Consider the following 20,592-nt stretch of genomic DNA (forward strand, 5'->3'; position numbering starts at 1 on the left):
GCGATTCGTCCGGTCTCCTGGAGGCCGGGCCGACAATTGGAATACATGTATGAAACTGACCGATCTTGCATCCGACCTGGCACCCCTTGAAACTCTTCCGGCCGGTGCCGGCGGACTGGAGGTCGCGGGTCTCACAGCTGACAGTCGCAAGGTGACGCCCGGAGCGCTGTTCGTCGCGCTGTCCGGATCGAAGGCGGATGGCGCCGCTTATGTGGCCGATGCCGTGTCGCGCGGGGCGGTTGCCGTTGTGGCCGGCCATGCCGTCGACGCGGACGTGCCGGTCATCGTTGTCGACAATCCCCGCCGTTTCCTGGCGCTTGCCGCGGCACGATTTTTCGGTGCGCAACCGCAAACCATGGTCGCCGTCACCGGCACCGCTGGCAAGACGTCGGTCGCCTCCTTCACGCGCCAGACCTGGGCCGCCGCCGGCCTCGCAGCCGCGCAGATCGGCACCACGGGTGTGATCTCGCCGACCCGCGAGGAGTACGGTTCGCTCACCACCCCCGATCCGGTCGCGCTGCAGAAGCTGCTTTCCGAACTTGCCGCAGAGGGCGTGACGCATGCCGCGATGGAGGCCTCCAGCCACGGGCTCGATCAGTCGCGCCTCGACGGCGTGAAGCTTGCTGCCGGTGCCTTCACCAATCTCGGCCGCGATCACATGGACTACCATCCGACGATCGAGGACTACATGGCCGCCAAGATGCGGCTCTTCGATACACTTCTGCCGAAGGGGGCTCCGGCGGTGATCTTTTCCGACGATCCCTGGTCGGCGGAAGCCATCCGCGTTGCGAAGGCATCCGGGCTCGATGTGCGGACCGTCGGTCGCGCAGGGGGTTACCTGACGCTGAAGCGGGTCGAGCACTTCCGGCACAAGCAGGTCGCCGAGGTCCATGCCGGTTCCGATATCTTCGAGGTGCACATTCCGCTTGCCGGTGACTTTCAGATCGCGAACGCGCTTGTGTCGGCAGGTCTTGCAATATCGACCGGCGTGCCTGCGGCGAAGGCCTTGAAGGCGCTCGAGCATCTGAAGGGTGCCGCCGGGCGTCTGGAACTGGTCGGCCACACGAAAAACGGCGCGCTCGCTTACGTCGACTACGCCCACAAGCCTGATGCGCTGAAGAATGTTCTGGAATCCGTGCGGCCCTTCACGACCGGCCGCGTCATCGTCGTCTTCGGTTGCGGCGGTGACCGGGACAAGGGCAAGCGGCCAATCATGGGGGAGATTGCCTGCCGGCTGGCGGATGTGGTGATCGTCACCGACGACAATCCGCGTTCGGAAGAGCCTGCCACGATCCGTTCGGAGATCATGGCCGCGACGAACGGTGCCACCGAGATCGGCGACCGGGCCGAGGCGATCCGTACTGCCGTATCGATGCTGTCGTCCGGCGACACGCTGATCGTCGCCGGAAAGGGTCATGAGGAGGGACAGACAGTCGGGTCGGTCACGCTGCCGTTCTCGGACCATGCGGAACTCACCAAGGCATTGGAGGAGCTCAAGAATTGACTTATCTCTGGACATCGCAGGCAATGGCCGATGCCATGGGCGGGCGCCCGTTCGGCCAGATGCCGGAGGGCGTCAACGGTATTTCCATCGACAGCCGTTCGATCGGCCCGGAAGAAGCCTTCTTCGCCATCAAGGGCGAGCGCGTCGACGGCCATGATTTCGCAAGCCTTGCGGTCGCCAATGGCGCATCGCTTCTCGTCGTCAGCGAGGCAAAGCTGCCGGCGCTTGGCCGTCTCACCGTTCCGATGATCGTGGTCGATGACGTGTTGCAGGCGCTGGAGCGGCTTGGCGTCGCGGCTCGTGCCCGCAGCCGTGCCCGCATCGTCGCCGTCACCGGCTCGGTGGGTAAGACCACCACCAAGGAAATGCTGCGCACTGTTCTCGAACCGTCCGGCAAGGTTCACGCCGCCGTCGCATCCTTCAACAACCATTGGGGTGTTCCGCTGACGCTTGCGCGCATGCCGGAGGACACAGACTATGGTGTGTTCGAGATCGGCATGAACCATCCGAACGAAATCCGGCCGCTGGTCAAGCTGGTCAGGCCGCATGTTGCGATCATCACCACGATCGCCGCCGCCCATCTCGGCAACTTCAACAGTCTTGAGGAAATCGCTGCCGCCAAGGCGGAGATCTTCGAAGGCGTCGAGCCCGGCGGTCACGCGCTTCTCAACCGCGACAACGCCTTTTACGACTTCCTCGACAAGGCCGCCCAGGCCGCCGGCGTCGACAACATCCATGCTTTCGGCCAGCATGCGAAAGCCGAATTCCGTCTTGCCGAATATGACGGCTCGGCCGAGAGCTCGACGATCTGGACCAGTTTCGGCGGCGAGACGCGCGAAGTCTTTATCTCTGCTCCCGGCAAGCACATCGCCGAGAATGCGGTGGCGGCGCTTGGCGCAGTGAAACTGCTCGGCGCGGATGTCGACGCGGCGGTTCAGGCGCTTGGCGGACTGGCGGCGGTGAAGGGGCGTGGACAGCGCCACAAGCTCAAGATCGGCAGGGGCAATTTCACCCTGATCGATGAAAGCTATAACGCCAATCCCGCATCGATGCGTGCGGCAATAGCGCTTCTGGCGCAAACGCCTGCGAAGGGCGAGGGGCGGCAGATCGCGGTTCTTGGCGACATGTTGGAGATGGGGGCGTTTTCGGAAAAGGTGCACGCTGAACTGGCGAGCCCGCTCCTTGCCGCGGGCGTGAGCCACGTCTGGCTTGCCGGACCGGAGATGCGGGCGCTGCGCGATGCCCTGCCGGACAGCGTTCACGTCGAGTACCGGGAAAAGACCGAGGATCTCGCGAAGTTCGCGCTGACCAAGGTCAAGGCCAACGACGTGCTCATGGTGAAATCCTCGCTCGGAACCGGATTCGGCAAGATCGTGGCCGCGCTTCTTGACAAGTATCCGGCATTCCACGAGACGGAGCGCCTGAATTAATCGAGCTTTTCGGAAAGGGCTCCCATGCTGATCTGGCTGGTGGAACTGTCGAGCGACCTGCAATTTTTCAATCTCTTTCGATACATTACGTTCAGAACCGGCGCGGCGATGTTCACCGGTGCCATGATCGTCTTCCTGTTCGGCCCCGCCATGATCAACTCGCTGAGGGTTCGTCAGGGCAAGGGCCAGCCCATCCGTGCCGACGGTCCGCAGACGCATTTCAAGAAGGCGGGCACGCCGACCATGGGCGGTCTGATGATCCTGGCGGGTATCGTCGGCTCGTCGCTGCTGTGGGCCGATCTGTCAAACGCCTATGTCGTCGCTACCCTCCTCGTCACGCTCGGTTTCGGCGCGATCGGCTTTTATGACGACTACCTCAAAGTCACGAAGCAGAGCGACAAGGGGTTCTCGGGCAAGGCGCGCCTCGGCATCGAGTTCCTGATCGCCGGCATCGCCGTCTATTTCATGATGCGCACCGCGCTGGCCTCGGGTCCGCAGGGCTCGACCTTCGGCTCGTCGGTGGCTTTCCCGTTCTTCAAGGATCTGCTGCTCAATCTCGGCATCTTCTTCGTGCTTTTCGGCGGCTTCGTTATCGTGGCTGCCGGCAACGCGGTGAACCTCACCGATGGTCTTGATGGCCTCGCCATTGTGCCTGTCATGATCGCCGCCGCCTCGTTCGGCGTGATCGCCTACGTCTCCGGTAACGCGGTCTTCGCGAACTACCTGCAGATCAACTTCGTGCCCGGTACCGGAGAACTTGCGGTACTGCTGGGCGCGGTCATCGGGGCGGGTCTTGGCTTCCTGTGGTTCAACGCACCGCCCGCCGCAATCTTCATGGGCGATACCGGCTCGCTTGCGCTGGGCGGTCTCATCGGTTCCGTTGCCGTGGCGACGAAGCACGAGATCGTCATGGCGATCATCGGGGGACTGTTCGTGGCCGAGACGCTGTCGGTCATCATCCAGGTCTTCTGGTTCAAGCGGACGGGGAAACGCGTCTTTCTGATGGCGCCTATTCACCACCATTTCGAGAAGCTCGGGTGGACGGAAAGCCAAGTCGTGATCCGCTTCTGGATCATCGCCGTCGGCCTCGCGATGCTCGGCCTTTCGACGCTCAAGCTGCGGTGAGGGCTCCATGATCCCCGTCACCACCTTTGCTGGCAAGAAGGTCGCGCTGTTCGGTCTTGGCGGTTCCGGCCTTGCCACAGCACGCGCGCTCGTTGCCGGCGGGGCGGATGTGGTCTGCTGGGACGACAATCCCGACAGTGTCGCCAAGGCCGCCGGCGAGGGGATCGCAACGCGCGATTTGCATGAGATCGACTGGACGCCGCTTTCGGCCTTCGTTCTGTCCCCCGGCGTTCCGCTCACCCATCCGAAGCCGCACTGGACGGTGACGCTCGCGAAGACCGCCGGGGTCGAGGTGATCGGCGACGTCGAGCTCTTCGTGCGCGAGCGTCGCGCGCTGGCGCCCGACTGCCCGTTCATCGCCATCACCGGCACCAATGGCAAGTCGACGACGACGGCGCTGATCGCTCATATCCTGTCCAGCTCCGGCCGCGACACGCAGCTCGGCGGCAATATCGGCCGTGCCGTCTTGACGTTGGAGCCGCCGAAAGGCGGGCGGTATTTCGTTGTCGAATGCTCGTCCTACCAGATCGATCTTGCGCCGACGCTTAATCCGACCGCCGGCATCCTGCTCAACCTGACGCCCGATCATCTCGACCGGCACGGGACGATGCAGCACTACGCCGAGGTTAAGGAACGGCTGGTCGCTGGTAGCGATGTGGCCATTGTCGGCGTGGACGACAGCTATTGCGCACTGATCGCCGACCGCATCGAAAACGGCGGCGGCAAGGTGGTGCGCATCTCCAAACGCCAGCCGCTCGCAAGCGGGTTCTATAACGAGGGGCACCGTATCATCGAGGCGCACCAGGGTGCGACATCGATTCTGGCCGACCTCAACGGCATCCAGACGCTGCGTGGCAGCCACAATGCCCAGAATGCCGCGGCGGCCATCGCCGCCTGCCTCGCCGTCGGCGTCACGCCCGACGAAATCCGGGCCGGTCTGTCTTCCTTCACAGGCCTCAAGCATCGCATGCAACCGGTTGGCCGCATCGGAAGCGTGGTTTTCGTCAACGATTCCAAGGCGACGAACGCCGAGGCGGCGGCGCCGGCGCTGTCAAGCTACGATCGAATCTACTGGATCGCCGGCGGTCTTCCCAAGGAAGGGGGGATCACCAGCCTGCAGCCGCTGTTCTCGCGCATCGCCAAGGCCTATCTGATCGGCGAGGCTGCCTCCGCCTTCGCGGCAACGCTCGGCGACGTGGTGCCCTACGAGATTTCCGGGACGCTGGAGCGGGCCGTGGCACATGCGGCGGCCGATGCGGCAGCGGACGGGCAGGAGGTCGCCGTGATGCTATCCCCGGCTTGCGCAAGCTTCGACCAGTACAAGAATTTCGAAGTGCGTGGTGATTCGTTCGTCGCGCATGTTGCCGGCCTTGCCGGTGTGACGATGCTCGTGGACGTGCCCGAAGGAGGCAAATGACATGGTCAGCCGCGCAGAGCGTGGACCGCTCGCCGATTGGTTCTGGACGATCGACCGCCTGTTCCTGGTGCTGTTCCTGCTTCTGATGGGCATCGGTTTCATGCTCTCTTTCGCCGCGTCGCCGGCTGTGGCCGAGCGCCTCGGTCTCGACAGCTTCCATTTCGTCAAGCGTCATGCCTTCTTCATGCTGCCCGCGATCGGCGTGATGATTGGCCTGTCCTTTCTGTCTCCGAGACAGGTGCGCCGCGCCGCCGTGCTGCTGCTTGCAATTTCCATCGTGCTGATGGTGCTTGCGCTGTTCTTCGGGGTTGAGGTCAAGGGCGCGCGACGCTGGGTGTCTATCGCAGGTCTGTCCATCCAGCCTTCGGAATTCATGAAGCCTGCCTTCGTCGTCATCTGTGCCTGGCTGTTCGCCGAACACGCCCGCCATCCCGACATTCCCGGCAATCTCTTCGCCATCATCCTGTTCGGTGTCGTTGCCGCGCTTCTCGTGGCGCAGCCCGACCTCGGCCAGACCATCCTCACCACGGTCGTCTGGGGCGCAATGTTCTTTATGGCCGGAATGCCGTGGCTCTGGATCACCATCCTGGGCGGCATCGGCGTCGCCGGGCTCGGCGCGGCCTATGTGACACTGCCCCACGTGGCGGGGCGTATCGACCGGTTCTGGACCGGCGAGGGCGATACCTTCCAGGTCGATACCGCGCGCGAGGCGATCATTCGCGGTGACTGGTTCGGCCAGGGGCCGGGCGAGGGCGTGGTCAAGCGGATCATCCCCGACAGCCATACCGACTTCATCTTCTCCGTCGCGGCGGAAGAGTTCGGCATCCTGTTCTGCATGGCGCTTGTGGCGCTGTTTGCCTTCCTCGTGTTGCGCGGGCTCAGCCACGCCTACCGGGAGCGCGATGACTTCAACCGCTTCGCCGTTGCCGGGCTGGTGTTGCAGATCGGCAGCCAGTCGATGATCAACATCGGCGTCAATCTTGAACTTTTGCCGGCCAAGGGCATGACGCTGCCGCTGATTTCCTACGGCGGTTCGTCGATGATCGCGATCTGCGTGACGGCCGGCTTCATCCTGGCGCTGACGCGTCACCGACCTGAAAAACGCGCCCAGGAGCGCAGCCTGTTCCGGTCGATGCACGGCGTGCCGGCGGAGTAAGCGAACATGGCCAAGGGCATCGTCTTTCTTTCCGCCGGCGGGACCGGCGGGCATCTCTTTCCGGCTGAGGCGCTCGCGCATACGCTGACGGATCGCGGCTATCGTGTCCACCTCGTCACCGACAGCCGGGTCCAGCGCTACGCGGGCAGCTTTCCGGCCGAGGCCGTCCACTCCATTCCGTCAGCGACGATCGGCTCGAAGAACCCGGTCGCGATCGCCAGGGCTCTGCTGACGCTCTGGAGTGGCTATCGCGCGGCCCGCCGTCTGGTGCGTGAGGTCAAGCCGGTTGTTGTCGTCGGCTTCGGCGGCTATCCGACGGTGCCACCGCTGCTGGCTGCAAGCGGCCTTGGCGTGCCGACGATGATACACGAGCAGAACGCCGTCATGGGGCGCGCCAATACCGCGCTCGCCAAGAGGGTGAGGGCGATCGCCGGCGGTTTCCTCGTCGAGGACGCGGCTTATCTCGACAAGACGGTCCTGACGGGCAATCCGGTACGGCCGCCGGTGATCGCGGCCGCCGACATCCCTTATGCCCCGTCGCCCGAGGGAGGTCCCTTCCGGCTGGTGGTGTTCGGCGGCAGCCAGGGCGCGCAGTTCTTCTCCTCCGCCATCCCCAATGCGATCACGCTGCTTGATGATGATCTGCGCCGGCGTCTGGTCGTCACGCAGCAGGCGCGTCCCGAGGACGAGGAGCGGGTCAGGGAGTGCTACGCCAAGATGGGCATCGCCGCCGAGATCGCGCCCTTCTTCACCGACATGGCGGCCCGCATCGCCGCCGCGCATCTCGTCATCTGCCGCTCCGGTGCGTCGACGGTGTCGGAGCTTTCGGTGATCGGCCGTCCGTCGCTGCTTGTGCCTTATCCTTACGCGCTCGATCATGACCAGGCGGCGAATGCCGCGGCGCTCGAGGCAAGCGGTGGGGCCAAGGTCGTCGCCCAGGCGAAGCTGACGCCGGAGAAGCTTGCGGACTTCCTCAAGAACGCGATGACGCAGCCTGACAAGCTCTCCACCATGGCAACGGCCGCCCGCCATGTCGGCAAACCTGACGCCGCGCGCTTGCTTGCGGACCTTGTGGAGGCTATTGCCGCTGGCAAACGCGTTTCGGACTACAAGGGAATGACAAGATGAAAATGCCGACCTCCATCGGGCTCGTCCACTTCATCGGCATTGGCGGCATCGGCATGAGCGGCATTGCCGAGGTGCTACACAACCTCGGCCACAAGGTGCAGGGCTCCGACCAGTCCGACAGCGCCAATGTCCAGCGGTTGCGCGCCAAGGGCATCGAGGTCTTCGTCGGGCACGAGGCGGCCAACCTTGGCGAGGCCGAAGTCGTTGTCGTTTCGACAGCGATCAAGAAGAACAATCCGGAACTGATCGCCGCGCGCGAAAAGCTGCTGCCGATCGTCCGGCGCGCCGAGATGCTCGCCGAACTGATGCGCTTCCGCAATGCGATCGCCATCGGCGGCACGCACGGCAAGACGACGACGACCTCCATGGTCGCGGCGCTGCTCGATGCTGGCGGGCTCGACCCGACCGTCATCAATGGTGGCATCATCAACGCCTACGGCACCAATGCCCGCATGGGCGAGGGCGAATGGATGGTGGTGGAGGCTGACGAATCCGACGGCACCTTCTTGAAGCTGCCGGCCGAGGTGGCGATCGTCACGAACATCGATCCCGAACATCTCGACCACTACGGCAATTTCGACGCCGTTCGCGCCGCCTTCCGGCAGTTCGTCGAGAACGTGCCGTTCTACGGGTTCGGCGTCATGTGCCTCGATCACCCGGAAGTTCAGGCTCTTGTCGGCAAGATCGAGGACCGCAAGGTCATTACCTATGGCGAAAACCCGCAGGCCGACGTGCGCTATTCCAACGTAAGGCTGGAAGGCACGCAATCGTTCTTCGATGTGGAGATCCGCCGTCGCCGCACCGGCAAGGTGTTCAACTTCAACAATCTCATGCTGCCCATGCCCGGCCGCCACAACATTTCGAACGCCTGCGCTGCGATCGCTGTCGCCAATCGTCTCGGGATCGACGAGGCCGCGATCCGCAAGGGGCTCTCCGGCTTCGGTGGCGTCAAGCGCCGCTTCACGCTGACGGGGACCTGGAACGGCGTGCAGGTGTTCGACGACTATGGTCACCATCCGGTCGAAATCCGCGCCGTGCTGCGAGCCGCGCGCGAGGCGTGCAAGGGCCGGATCATCGCCGTCCACCAGCCGCATCGCTACAGCCGTCTGTCGAGCCTGTTCGAGGATTTCGCCAACTGCTTCAACGATGCAGACAGCATCCTGCTGGCGCCGGTCTATGCGGCGGGCGAGGATCCGATCGAGGGTGCGGATTCCGAAGCGCTGGTCTCGCGCATCAAGTCGGGCGGCCATCGCGACGCCCGCTACCTGGAAACGCCCACCGATCTTCCGCGACTTGTTGCCTCAGTGGCGCAGCCCGGAGATTTTGTCATTTTGCTCGGAGCGGGCAATATTACGCAGTGGGCGGCAGCGCTGCCCAAGGAATTGGAAGCCCTGACAGGAAGTGCGTGAATGAAACAGGTCGACGGAGAAAAACTGCTGGCATCGCTCGGACCGGGCGCCAACGAGCTCAAAGGGCGCCTGACGCCCGACGCTCCGATGGATCGCGTCACCTGGTTCCAGGCCGGTGGTCTCGCCGAGCTTATGTTCCAGCCGCACGACGTCGACGATCTCATCGCCTTCCTGAAACTGCTGCCGGAAGAGGTTCCGTTGACGGTGGTCGGCGTCGGCTCCAACCTTCTGGTGCGTGACGGCGGCATTCCGGGCGTGGTTGTCCGGCTGTCGGCCAAGGGCTTCGGCCAGGTCGAACTCGCCGGCGAAAACCTGATCCGCGCCGGTGCCATCTGCCCTGACAAGCACATTTCCGCCATGGCGATGGACAACAATATTGGCGGCTTCCATTTCTACTACGGCATTCCGGGATCGATCGGCGGCGCCGTGCGCATGAACGCCGGCGCCAATGGCGGTGATACGTCAGAGCGTCTGGTCGAGGTCGAGGCGGTCGATCGCAAGGGCAATATTGTCCGGCTCAGCAAGGCGGAGATGGGCTATTCCTACCGCCATTCGTCCGCCGCATCCGACCTGATCTTCACGCATGCCACCTTCGAGGGATACCCCGAGGACAAGGCGAAGATCCGGGCCGACATGGATGCGGTTCGCCATCACCGCGAGACGGTGCAGCCGGTCAAGGAAAAGACCGGCGGCTCGACGTTCAAGAACCCGGAAGGCCACTCGGCCTGGGAGCTGATCGACGAGGCTGGTTGCCGGGGGCTGATGATCGGCGGCGCGCAGATGTCGTCGCTTCACTGCAACTTCATGATCAATGTGGGCCACGCGACCGGCTACGATCTGGAATATCTCGGCGAGACAGTTCGCCAACGAGTGTTCGAAAACGCCGGCGTCAAGCTCGAATGGGAGATCAAGCGCCTGGGCATCTTCATGCCGGGGCGCGAGGTGAAACCGTTCATGGGCGTCACCGCCGAGTAAAGAGGCTCGGCAGTGACTTGCGATGGGCGGCGAGGAACCGCACGCCGCCCTCGTCGTCGATCGCCTCCGCCAGCGCGACATCCATGAAATCGTCGGTTATCCGAACGATGCCGAAACCGCCCTTGTAGGCGGCCGTTGCCTTGGCGATATCTAGGCCGTCGGCCTTGTAGATCATCGGCGCATCGTGCTCGTGTCCGTGAAAGAGCGCGGCGATATTATAGCCCGACAGCGTATCCAGGAGCGCTTTGCGCTCCTCGTCGCTCCACCAGTGCGGCGGCCCGCTCCCGGTCTCGTCGAAGGACGTGCGTTCCGGGTCCCATCGCTCCGTTGAAAACCGGTCCCATCCGTAGTGCTGGAAAAGAACGACCGGCCGCCCGTCGGCAGCGAATTCCGCCAGATCGCTCTTCAGCCAGGAGAGGGCGGTCGCCGCGCCTTTCCTCGTATCCCCGCCGAAACGCTGCAATTGCACGAGATGCAGCCTCTGCCAGTTCCAGGAATAGCTGTCAGACGCCTCGTGATAGTTCTCCGCCGGCAAGGGCGCCTTGAAGAAGGCACTGGGCTTGTGGTTGATGCGGACATAATCGCGCAGTTCGTCGCGGTACCAGTCCGTATTGGGCGATCGACCGTCCTGGTCGAGGTCGTGATTTCCGAGGCCGACATAGACGGGGTAATTGACCTCGTCCGGTGTCGAGCCAAGGCGGTAGCGTTGCGCGAATTGCTTCAGCTGCGATCCTTCCGACAGCTCGGCCGTCTGGCCACCGCCATCATCTGTCAGGTCGCCGCAGGCGACCACCCCGACAGGATGGCCGATCGCCGTGCCGGCGCTCCGAAGGTCCGTTGGCTTGCCGTCGATCTCCAGGGGCCACTGACGGGATGCGATGCCGTTGAGAGCCCTTATGTGGCGCAGCAGGTTTTCATCGGTTTTTCCCTCCTCGGCGCAACCGGGGCTGAGCACGTCGCCCATCCGGCAGGCGTGTATGTCGTTGATCACGAGGAAGGTGATGTCGGTCGATGTGGCGGCCCGGAGCGGACCGCTTATGGTGGAGACGGTGGCGGCGGAGAGGGCGCCCATGAAGGAACGTCTGGTGAGCATTGCGAACTTCTCCCGTGGCGGCCTTAGGGCGGACGATAGCAGAACAGGCGGCGCAACCACAGTGGCGAAAAGCCCTCTCAAGCCATGAACTTGCCGGTGTCGGATGCCAGTCGACTTGAACTGGCCAGCGTCCGGCGGGAACGATGAAGCTTGGCTACGGTTCGCAAAATTTCCGCTCGGCGCAGCTCCCGGTTAAGAAAAGTAAACGCTTCATTAACCTTAATGTCGTTCTACTGCTCCCACGTCGGCGCGCACTGTCTTCGAGTCGCTTCGTCGCAGTGTGGTAGTCGGTAATTCCCGGAGCGTTCATGGGTAGCAAGCACGTCGCCGTCCTGATGGGTGGATTGTCCTCTGAGAGGCCGGTCAGTCTTTCTTCGGGCAAGGCTTGCGCCGAGGCTCTGGAAGGCGAGGGCTTCAAGGTGACGCGGGTCGATGTCGGTCGCGACATTGCCGCCGTTCTCGCAGACCTCAAGCCCGATGTCGCCTTCAACGCGCTGCATGGGCCCTTCGGCGAGGATGGCACCATCCAGGGTGTGCTCGAATATCTCCAGATTCCCTATACGCATTCCGGCGTTCTTGCCTCCGCGCTTGCCATGGATAAGGGGCAGGCAAAAATCGTTGCGGCCAATGCCGGAGTTCCCGTCGCCGAGGCGCGGATCATGATGCGCCAGGAGATCGGTCACGAGCATCCGATCAAGCCGCCCTACGTCGTGAAGCCGGTCACCGAGGGGTCCAGCTTCGGCGTCGTGATCGTGCAGGAAGATCAGTCTCATCCGCCGCAGGTGCTGAGCTCCTCCGAATGGCGCTATGGCGATCGTGTCATGGTCGAGCGTTATGTCGCTGGCCGCGAGCTGACCTGTGGCGTTATGGACGGCAAGGCGCTCGATGTCATCGAGATCGTGCCGCAGGGCCACAGCTTCTACGATTACGATTCCAAGTACGTCGCCGGAGGCTCCCGGCACGTTCTTCCTGCGGAAATTTCACCGAAAATTTACCAAAAAATACAAGACTTCGCGGTCAAGGCGCATCAGGCGATCGGATGCCGTGGCGTGAGTCGCTCGGACTTTCGTTACGACGACCGTCTCGGTGGGGATGGCGATCTGATCTGGCTGGAAGTCAATACCCAGCCGGGCATGACCCCGACCTCCCTGGTGCCCGAAATGGCCGCTCACGCCGGTTATTCTTTTGGTGATTTCGTTCGTTGGATGGTGGAGGACGCGTCGTGCGCTCGCTAGACGACCATGGTCGGTACGATATGGCGGGGCGGCTGGCGGTCGCACCACAGGCGGAGCAGTTCGTGCTGCCTCGTCCGCTGCGCCGTGCCGTGCGTTTCGTCATCGGGCTTTGCACCGGCCGGATCACGATCGCGCCTGCGCTCGGTCGCCTTTCGTTTGCTGCCTACTGTGCCTTCGTTGTCGGCTACGGCGTTATCGCCGGCGGACACGGCCAAACCGTCGCCCAGTCGCTAACGTCGGCGGCCGGGTTCGCGATCGAGGACGTCCGTGTTTCGGGCAATCAGCACACATCGGAAATCGACATCCTTCAGCTTCTGGGTCTTGATGGGACCACGTCGCTGCTCGCCCTCGATATCGGTGCGGCGCGTCAGGCGCTGTCTGTGCTGCCTTGGGTCGAAACGGCCGAGGTGCGAAAGGTTTATCCGCGGACCGTCGAAGTCATGCTGAAAGAGCGTCAGGCCTTCGGCATCTGGCAGCATGGGTCCGAACTCTCGATCATCGAAAAGAACGGGAGCGTGATTGCGCCGCTCCGCGACAACAAGTTCGCCTCGCTGCCGCTGTTCGTCGGTCGCGATGCCGAGCGGGCGGCGTCTTCGATCGAGACCGAATTCGCAAGCTGGCCGGCCATCACGCCGCAGATCAAGGCCTATGTCCGCGTCGCCAGCCGTCGCTGGGACGTGCATCTCGATAATGGCGTCATCATCAAGCTGCCGGAAACCGGCATGGCGGAGGCCATGGATCGTCTGGGTCGTCTGGAAGCGGAGCAGCAGGTTCTGGAGCGCGACATCGCCGCCATCGATCTTCGTCTCCCTGACCGGATCGCCATCCGCCTGACGCCCGAGGCACAGGAGCGGCGCGAGCAGGCGCTGGCCGAGCGCGAGAAGTTTCTCAAGAAGCAGGGGCAGCGCACATGACCCCCTTCTTTGGTTCCCAGGGCTTCGGCCTCCCGCGCATAAAGCCGCTGTCGTCGAAGCGGTCTCACGTCGTTTCCGTTCTCGATATCGGCTCGACAAAGATCGTCTGCATGATCGGACGGCTGACGCCGCGCAAGGAAAGCGCGATCCTGCCCGGTCGCACACACAGCGTCGAGATCATTGGTATCGGCCACCAGCGGTCGCGCGGCATCAAGTCGGGCGTCATCGCCGATCTCGATCAGGTGGAGAGCGTCGTCCGTCTGGCGGTCGATGCCGCCGAGCGTATGGCGGGTCTCACCATCGATAGCCTGATCGTCAATGTGTCGGCCGGTCGCATCACCAGCGACGTCTACACGGCGACCATCGATCTCGGCGGCCAGGAAGTCGAGGCAAGCGATCTGAAGAAGGTTCTCGTCGCGGCAGGCCAGCAGTCGCAGAACCATGACCGCGCCGTGCTGCATTCATTGCCGACCGGGTTCTCGCTCGACGGCGAACGCGGTATCCGCGATCCGCTCGGCATGTTCGGCGACGCGCTCGGGGTCGACATGCACGTGGTGACGGCCGAACGCGCCGCGCTGAAAAATCTCGAGCTTTGCATCAACCGTGCCCACCTTACCGTCGAGGGCGTCGTGGCGACGCCCTATGCCAGTGGTCTTGCTGCTCTGGTCGACGACGAGGTTGAACTCGGCTGCGCCGCGATCGACATGGGCGGCGGTACCACGACGATTTCGGTTTTTGCGGAAGGCAAGCTCATCCACACGGACGCGATCGGCCTTGGCGGTCATCACGTAACGACCGACCTCGCGCGCGGCCTGTCCACCCGGATCGAAGACGCCGAACGTCTGAAGGTTGTTCATGGTTCGGCGCTCGCCAACAGTACGGACGAACGTGATCTGATCTCCATCCCGCCGATCGGCGAGGACGAGCGCGACCAGCCGCATCAGGTGCCGCGTGCACTTGTGACCCGCATCATTCGCGCCCGGATCGAGGAAACGCTCGAAATGATGCGCGACCGAATCCAGAAGTCGGGTTTCGGCCCTGTGGTCGGCAAGCGGGTCGTGCTGACGGGCGGCGCCAGCCAACTGACCGGCCTGCCGGAAGCGGCGCGCCGCATCCTGGCCCGCAACGTGCGGATTGGTCGCCCCATGGGTGTCGCCGGCCTCCCGGCCGCAGCCAAGGGGCCGGCGTTCTCCACGGCCGTGGGTCTGATGATCTATCCGCAGGTGGCCGACATGGAGACCCATGCCGGGCAGGGCGGCCTGTTTTCACCGTTCAACCACGGCTCAGGGCGGTTTGCCCGCATGGGACAGTGGCTGAAGGAAAGTTTTTGAGTTTGTCCTCGCCCGACACAAGGTTCGGGCAGGGCTGGGAAGTTAGCATATCTGGCCGGCTTGGCGATGCGGCCGAGAAGAGAAGGAATGGGTAAATGACTATCAAGCTGCAAAAGCCAGACATCACCGAGCTGAAGCCGCGCATCACCGTATTCGGCGTGGGCGGGGGCGGCGGCAACGCCGTCAACAACATGATCACCGCCGGCCTCCAGGGCGTCGACTTCGTAGTCGCCAACACGGATGCCCAGGCGCTCACCATGACGAAGGCCGAACGCATCATCCAGCTCGGCGTCAACGTCACCGAAGGCCTTGGCGCCGGCTCGCAGCCGGAAGTCGGTCGTGCAGCCGCCGAGGAGTGCATCGACGAGATCATCGACCACCTGAACGGCACCCACATGTGCTTCGTCACCGCCGGCATGGGCGGCGGCACCGGCACGGGTGCGGCTCCGGTCGTTGCCCAGGCGGCACGCAACAAGGGCATCCTGACTGTCGGCGTCGTCACCAAGCCGTTCCATTTCGAAGGCGCGCGCCGCATGCGTCTCGCCGAATCGGGTATCGAGGAACTGCAGAAGTCGGTCGACACCCTGATCGTCATCCCGAACCAGAACCTCTTCCGCATCGCCAACGACAAGACCACCTTCGCCGACGCCTTCGCGATGGCCGACCAGGTGCTCTACTCGGGCGTTGCCTGCATCACTGACCTGATGGTCAAGGAAGGCCTGATCAACCTCGACTTCGCCGACGTTCGCTCGGTGATGCGCGAGATGGGCCGCGCCATGATGGGCACCGGCGAAGCCTCCGGCCAGGGCCGCGCCATGCAGGCCGCCGAAGCCGCGATCGCGAACCCGCTGCTCGACGAAACCTCGATGAAGGGCGCCCAGGGCCTGCTGATCTCGATCACCGGCGGTCGTGACCTGACCCTGTTCGAAGTCGACGAGGCTGCGACCCGCATCCGCGAGGAAGTGGATCCGGATGCCAATATCATCCTCGGCGCGACCTTCGACGAAGCGTTGGAAGGCCTGATCCGCGTGTCGGTCGTCGCCACGGGCATCGACCGTGCGGCCGGTATGGGCCAGCAGGGTTATGAGCCGGTCCAGAGAACAGTTACCCGTCCTTCCGCGGCCGTGGCTCCGGCCCCGGCCGCCGTTCAGCCTGTCGCCGCGCAGGCACCGAAGGCGATCGATCCGGTCGCCGAGACCATCCGCTCGGCAGAAGCTGAAATGGAGCGCGAGCTCGAAATCGCCATGGCCCGCCCGGCCGCCCCGTCGATGGAACAGCCCGCCGCGCCGGCCGGCGACTTCCGTCCGCAGAGCAAGCTGTTCGCACAGCCCGCTGCAGAGGCTCCGGTGCGCGCACCCGCGCCGCAGCCGGCTCCGGTCATGACGCGTCCGGCGGCTCCCGCTCCGGCGCCGCAGCCTGCTCCGATGATGCACGAGCCGATGGCAGCATCCGTTGGACGCCAGACGGTCGACCCGGTCCGGATGCCGAAGGTGGAGGATTTCCCGCCGGTTCTGCGTGCGGAAATCGACCAGCGTGCCACCCAGGCCGCGCCGGCTGCTGCTGACGAGCGTGGCCCGATGGGTCTCCTGAAGCGGATCACCAACAGTCTCGGCCGCCATGCCGACGAAGAGGGTGTGCAGGCCGACATGACCGCCGTGCCGCCGGCTGCCTCGCAGCAGCGTCGCCCGCTGTCGCCCGAGGCGAGCCTCTACGCACCGCGTCGCGGCAACCTCGACGACCATGGTCGCCCCGTTCCGGCAAGCCATGCCGGCCATGACGACGACCAGCTGGAAATTCCGGCTTTCCTGCGACGCCAGTCGACCTGACCGACGCCGTCACCACATTGTAACGAAAGGCCCGGACGGCTTCGTCCGGGCCTTTCGTCTTTCCGTGTTCAAGCGTTTGAAAATATTAAGTTATTCTTTCGAGAAGATTCGTAACAATTCGAAAGAAACAGTGATTTGGTTTGGCCGCCGCGCACCCGTATGTATGGGGTGAAGACAGATGTCCCGCTTGGCGTTTTTTGGTGCGGACGGTGTTTAAAGATGGGGCTGCGCCTTTCGTCCCAAGGTTTGGCGCGCCGTGCGGAAGGTTAAGTTAGAATGGCAATCGGCCTCCTGGGCTTCCAGTCCACAATCGAATCCCCCGTAACGATATCGGGTATCGGCGTTCATTCCGGCACGCCTGTGTCGATCACGTTTCAGCCTGCGGAGGCCGGCACCGGCATCCTGTTCAGCCGCCAGCATGCCGACGGAACGTCGACGGAACTGCGCGCCGTTTCGAACAATGTCGGCAATACCGATCTCTGCACGGTTCTCGGCAAGACCGCCAAGGGCTCAGTCGCCACTATCGAACATGTGATGGCCGCGATCTACGCGCTCGGCATCGACAATCTGATCGTCGAGGTGGACGGCGCCGAGATGCCGATCATGGACGGCAGCTCCGCGCCCTTTATCGAAGCGATCGAGCAGGCCGGTATCCGCAATCTCGGCGTCAAGCGTCGTTATATCCGCGTTCTGAAGCCGGTGCGAATCGATAACGGCGCCTCCTGGTCCGAATTCCGTCCGCACGACGGCACCCGGTTCGAAGTCGAGATCGATTTCGACACGCCGCTGATCGGGCGCCAGTCCTGGCAGGGTGAGTTGACCGCCGGCACGTTCAAGGACGAACTGTCGCGTGCCCGTACCTTCGGCTTCATGCGCGATGTGGAAAAGCTCTGGGCCGCCGGTTTCGCGCTCGGCTCGTCGCTTGAAAATTCCGTCGTCATTTCCGACGACAACACAGTGATCAACGTCGAGGGCCTGCGGTATGCCGGCGACGAGTTCGTGCGTCACAAAACCCTCGATGCCGTCGGCGACCTGGCGCTTGCCGGCGCCCAGTTCATCGGCTGCTACCGCTCCTATCGCGGCGGCCACAAGATGAACGCCAATGCGCTCAAGGCCCTGCTGTCGGATCCGACCGCCTATGAAATCGTCGAGGCGCCGTCGCGCAGCACGACACGGGTCAGGGCAGGCGAGTTCGTGGCGGTCAGCGTTCCGGGCTTCGCGCCCTGGGCTGCGGAGGTTTGATTTAAAAGGCGGGTTTCGGACCCGCCTTTTTCTTGTCATCTGACGGATCGGCGAACGGTCATTCTTGGTGCAAGCCCGCCGGCTGCCATAAAAATGCGTTAAATCACGATCATTGCGTTGCCCTCTTGCCGCATTTGTGGCTAGAAACGCCAGTTGAGAGAGGCGATCTTCGCCGGCGGCGCTGCAGCCGGGAACCGTCGTACGAGTGATGTAGGGTCGAGAATGGTCAAGAAAGCAGCGCGTATCGCCGCCGTGTGTGTCCTCATGACGGGCCCGGGTGTCCTTCTGGCCGGGTGCCAGACGGATCCCGACATCGACATCACCAAGCTCGCGGTCGAGACCGATCCCCCGGAAGTGCTCTACAATCAGGGGCTTGCCAACATGAAGGCAGGCAACATGACGGAGGCGGGGCGCAAGTTCGAGGCGGTCGACCGGCAGCACCCGTTCTCGGAATGGTCGCAGAAGGCGCTGGTCATGACCACCTACGTCAAGTACCGCACCTCGCGCTACACGGAGGCGATCTCCAGCGGCAACCGTTACATGGCGCTCTATCCGAAGTCGGACGACGCGGCTTACGTGCAGTACCTGATCGGCCTGTCGAACTGGCGCCAGATCGCCAGCGTCACGCAGGACCAGAAGCCGTCGGTGCGCACCATCGAGGCGATGCAGAAGGTCGTCGAGAATTGGCCGGACTCCGAATACGTGCCCGACGCCCAGGCCAAGATCCGCTTCGCGCGCGACCAGCTCGCCGGCAAGGAGATGCAGGTCGGCCGCTACTATCTGGAGCGCAAGGAATACCTCGCGGCCATCTCCCGGTTCCGGAAGGTGGTCGAGGATTATTCCAACACCAATCAGATCGAGGAAGCGCTTGCTCGTCTCGTCGAGGCCTACTACGCCATGGGCGTGACCCAGGAAGCGCAGACCGCCGCGGCCGTTCTCGGACACAACTATCCTGACAGCCAGTGGTACGCCGATTCGTACAAGCTTCTGCAGACCGGAGGCCTGGAGCCGCGTGAAAATCCGGGCTCCTGGATTGCGAGAGCGGGCAAGAAGCTTATTCTCGGCACGTGAGCCCCGAATCCGAACGAGACCTGAAAGCCCATGCTGGTTCAGCTGTCGATCCGTGACATCGTCTTGATCGAACGTCTGGACCTCGCCTTCGAGGCCGGCCTGTCGGTGCTGACCGGCGAAACCGGCGCGGGCAAGTCGATCCTGCTCGACAGCCTCTCGCTGGCGCTCGGCGGACGAGGCGATGGCGGGCTTGTGAGACACGGACTCGACAAGGGGCAGGTGACCGCAGTCTTCGACGTTGCAGCGAATCATGCAGCGCGCGTTCTTCTTCGTGACAATGGCATCGACGATGACGGCGATCTCATTTTCCGCCGCCAGCAGTCGGCTGATGGACGCACCAAGGCCTATGTCAACGACCAGCCCGTCAGCGTGCAGCTTATGCGACAGGCTGGTCAGCTGCTCGTGGAAATCCACGGTCAGCATGACGACCGTGCGCTGATCGACACCAACGCCCACCGTATCCTGCTCGATGCCTTTGCCGGGCTTCAGGACGAAGCGCTGGCCGTTGCCGAGCTCTATCGCAAATGGCGCGACGCCGAACGTGCCGCCAAGGCGCATCGCGCCAAGGTCGAGGCTGCCGCCCGCGAAGCGGATTACTTGCGCGCCTCGGTCGAGGAACTGGAAACGCTGTCGCCGCAGGATGGCGAGGAGGACCAGCTCGCCGACCGTCGCGCGGTGATGCAGAAGTCCGAGCGCATTGCCGGCGACATTGCCGAAGCCTCCGAATTCCTCAACGGAAATGCTTCCCCCGTACCGCTGATCGCCTCGCTGGTGCGGCGGCTCGAACGCAAGAGTCATGAGGCGCCCGGCCTGCTCGAAGAGACGGTGCAACTGCTCGATTCGGCGCTCGACAATCTGTCCAACGCGCAGATGGAAGTGGAATCGGCGCTCAGGCGCACCGAATTCGACCCGCGCGAGCTGGAACGCGTCGAAGAGCGGCTGTTTGCGCTTCGCGCCGCCGGCCGCAAGTATTCGGTTCTCGTGTCCGATCTGCCGGCGCTTGCCGAGAAGATGGTCGCCGATCTCGCCGATCTCGATGCCGGCGAAGAGAAACTGTCGATCCTGGACAAGGCCGTCGGCGAGGCGAGGGCGCTTTTCGATCACGCGGCGAAGTCGCTGTCGGCCAAGCGCCACAACGCCGCCGACGCTCTCGCCGCAGCGGTCATGGCCGAACTGCCGGCGCTGAAGCTGGAGCGTGCCCGCTTCATGGTCGAGCTCACCACCGATGCCGAGGCGGCCACCGCCGACGGCATCGATACCGTCGAGTTCCATGTGCAGACCAATCCCGGCACGCGACCCGGCCCGATCATGAAAGTGGCGTCTGGCGGCGAGCTGTCGCGCTTCCTGCTGGCACTCAAGGTCGCGCTCGCCGATCGCGGTTCGGCACCGACGCTGGTCTTCGACGAGATCGACACGGGTGTCGGGGGCGCGGTGGCGGATGCGATCGGTCAGCGCCTCAAGCGTCTCTCCTCGAAAGTGCAGGTCCTGTCGGTTACCCACGCGCCGCAGGTCGCCGCCCGCGCCTCGACGCACCTGCTGATCTCCAAGGGACCGTCCGAGGAAGCCGCCGACAAGATCGCGACACGCGTCGCCCGCATGCAGCCGGAGCACCGGACCGAGGAGATCGCCCGGATGCTCGCCGGCGCCTCGATCACCGACGAGGCTCGCGCGGCGGCGGCCAAACTGCTTTCCGGAGATCATTGAACGAAAACCGCTTCCGGTCGTTCTCGTCGGCG

General features: G+C 63.8%; 16 protein-coding genes. 15 read left to right on the top strand and 1 reads right to left on the bottom strand.

The features are described 5' to 3' along the window. Nucleotides 1-49 precede the first annotated feature (49 nt). From J5J10_RS05245 to murB, 8 genes are read left to right on the top strand one after another with little or no spacing between them, the layout of a single operon-like run. Nucleotides 50-1,504 (top strand): UDP-N-acetylmuramoyl-L-alanyl-D-glutamate--2,6-diaminopimelate ligase, encoded by a 1,455-nt coding sequence (locus tag J5J10_RS05245; protein ID WP_211929108.1) that lies wholly within the window; start codon nucleotides 50-52, stop codon nucleotides 1,502-1,504. After that, complete coding sequence (locus tag J5J10_RS05250; protein ID WP_211929109.1) at nucleotides 1,501-2,934, top strand: UDP-N-acetylmuramoylalanyl-D-glutamyl-2,6-diaminopimelate--D-alanyl-D-alanine ligase; 1,434 nt, start codon at nucleotides 1,501-1,503, stop codon at nucleotides 2,932-2,934. Before J5J10_RS05245 ends, J5J10_RS05250 begins: the two co-directional genes overlap by 4 nt. Before the next feature lie 24 nt (nucleotides 2,935-2,958). After that, nucleotides 2,959-4,059: a phospho-N-acetylmuramoyl-pentapeptide-transferase gene (gene mraY / locus J5J10_RS05255; protein WP_208551490.1), complete on the top strand. Its 1,101-nt coding sequence runs from the start codon at nucleotides 2,959-2,961 to the stop codon at nucleotides 4,057-4,059. A 7-nt stretch (nucleotides 4,060-4,066) separates the two neighbouring features. Then, nucleotides 4,067-5,476, top strand: coding sequence for a UDP-N-acetylmuramoyl-L-alanine--D-glutamate ligase (gene murD, locus J5J10_RS05260; RefSeq protein ID WP_211929110.1), 1,410 nt, complete (start codon nucleotides 4,067-4,069; stop codon nucleotides 5,474-5,476). A 1-nt stretch (nucleotide 5,477) separates the two neighbouring features. Beyond that, entirely contained in the window at nucleotides 5,478-6,632 is a 1,155-nt protein-coding gene (ftsW, locus tag J5J10_RS05265) for a putative lipid II flippase FtsW (RefSeq protein ID WP_208551488.1), read from the top strand. A gap of 6 nt (nucleotides 6,633-6,638) precedes the next feature. Next, nucleotides 6,639-7,760, top strand: coding sequence for an undecaprenyldiphospho-muramoylpentapeptide beta-N-acetylglucosaminyltransferase (gene murG / locus J5J10_RS05270; RefSeq protein WP_211929111.1), 1,122 nt, complete (start codon nucleotides 6,639-6,641; stop codon nucleotides 7,758-7,760). After that, complete coding sequence (gene murC / locus J5J10_RS05275; protein ID WP_211929112.1) at nucleotides 7,757-9,169, top strand: UDP-N-acetylmuramate--L-alanine ligase; 1,413 nt, start codon at nucleotides 7,757-7,759, stop codon at nucleotides 9,167-9,169. Before murG ends, murC begins: the two co-directional genes overlap by 4 nt. After that, nucleotides 9,170-10,144 (top strand): UDP-N-acetylmuramate dehydrogenase, encoded by a 975-nt coding sequence (gene murB / locus J5J10_RS05280; RefSeq protein WP_211929113.1) that lies wholly within the window; start codon nucleotides 9,170-9,172, stop codon nucleotides 10,142-10,144. Here the strand turns inward: murB and J5J10_RS05285 are convergent. Further along, on the bottom strand, nucleotides 10,131-11,237 hold the full coding sequence (locus tag J5J10_RS05285) for a metallophosphoesterase (RefSeq protein WP_211929114.1): 1,107 nt from the start codon (nucleotides 11,235-11,237) through the stop codon (nucleotides 10,131-10,133). The genes murB and J5J10_RS05285 overlap by 14 nt on opposite strands. Nucleotides 11,238-11,545: 308 nt before the next feature. Here J5J10_RS05285 and J5J10_RS05290 point away from each other — a divergent pair, with 308 nt between their 5' ends. The 7 genes from J5J10_RS05290 to recN all read left to right on the top strand — a co-directional run bounded on the left by J5J10_RS05290 (nucleotide 11,546) and on the right by recN (nucleotide 20,560). Continuing rightward, nucleotides 11,546-12,472, top strand: coding sequence for a D-alanine--D-alanine ligase (locus tag J5J10_RS05290; protein ID WP_211929115.1), 927 nt, complete (start codon nucleotides 11,546-11,548; stop codon nucleotides 12,470-12,472). 20 nt (nucleotides 12,473-12,492) lie between these two features. Continuing rightward, nucleotides 12,493-13,386 carry a cell division protein FtsQ/DivIB gene (locus J5J10_RS05295; protein WP_208553586.1) on the top strand — a complete coding sequence of 298 codons (894 nt, stop codon included), beginning with the start codon at nucleotides 12,493-12,495 and terminating at the stop codon, nucleotides 13,384-13,386. Beyond that, nucleotides 13,383-14,717 (top strand): cell division protein FtsA, encoded by a 1,335-nt coding sequence (gene ftsA, locus J5J10_RS05300; protein ID WP_208551483.1) that lies wholly within the window; start codon nucleotides 13,383-13,385, stop codon nucleotides 14,715-14,717. Before J5J10_RS05295 ends, ftsA begins: the two co-directional genes overlap by 4 nt. Nucleotides 14,718-14,812: 95 nt before the next feature. Beyond that, the gene (gene ftsZ / locus J5J10_RS05305; protein ID WP_211929116.1) at nucleotides 14,813-16,543 is read left to right on the top strand and encodes a cell division protein FtsZ; all 1,731 of its coding nucleotides are present in this window, start codon (nucleotides 14,813-14,815) and stop codon (nucleotides 16,541-16,543) included. Nucleotides 16,544-16,819: 276 nt separating this feature from the next. After that, nucleotides 16,820-17,785: a UDP-3-O-acyl-N-acetylglucosamine deacetylase gene (gene lpxC, locus J5J10_RS05310; protein ID WP_208551481.1), complete on the top strand. Its 966-nt coding sequence runs from the start codon at nucleotides 16,820-16,822 to the stop codon at nucleotides 17,783-17,785. 264 nt (nucleotides 17,786-18,049) lie between these two features. Beyond that, nucleotides 18,050-18,856: an outer membrane protein assembly factor BamD gene (locus J5J10_RS05315; protein WP_249116833.1), complete on the top strand. Its 807-nt coding sequence runs from the start codon at nucleotides 18,050-18,052 to the stop codon at nucleotides 18,854-18,856. A gap of 30 nt (nucleotides 18,857-18,886) precedes the next feature. Continuing rightward, nucleotides 18,887-20,560 carry a DNA repair protein RecN gene (gene recN / locus J5J10_RS05320; RefSeq protein ID WP_211929118.1) on the top strand — a complete coding sequence of 558 codons (1,674 nt, stop codon included), beginning with the start codon at nucleotides 18,887-18,889 and terminating at the stop codon, nucleotides 20,558-20,560. The last annotated feature ends 32 nt before the right edge of the window (nucleotides 20,561-20,592 follow it).

The sequence above is a fragment of the Ciceribacter sp. L1K23 genome, assembly GCF_018122705.1.
In the GTDB taxonomy this organism is placed as follows: Bacteria; Pseudomonadota; Alphaproteobacteria; order Rhizobiales; family Rhizobiaceae; genus Allorhizobium.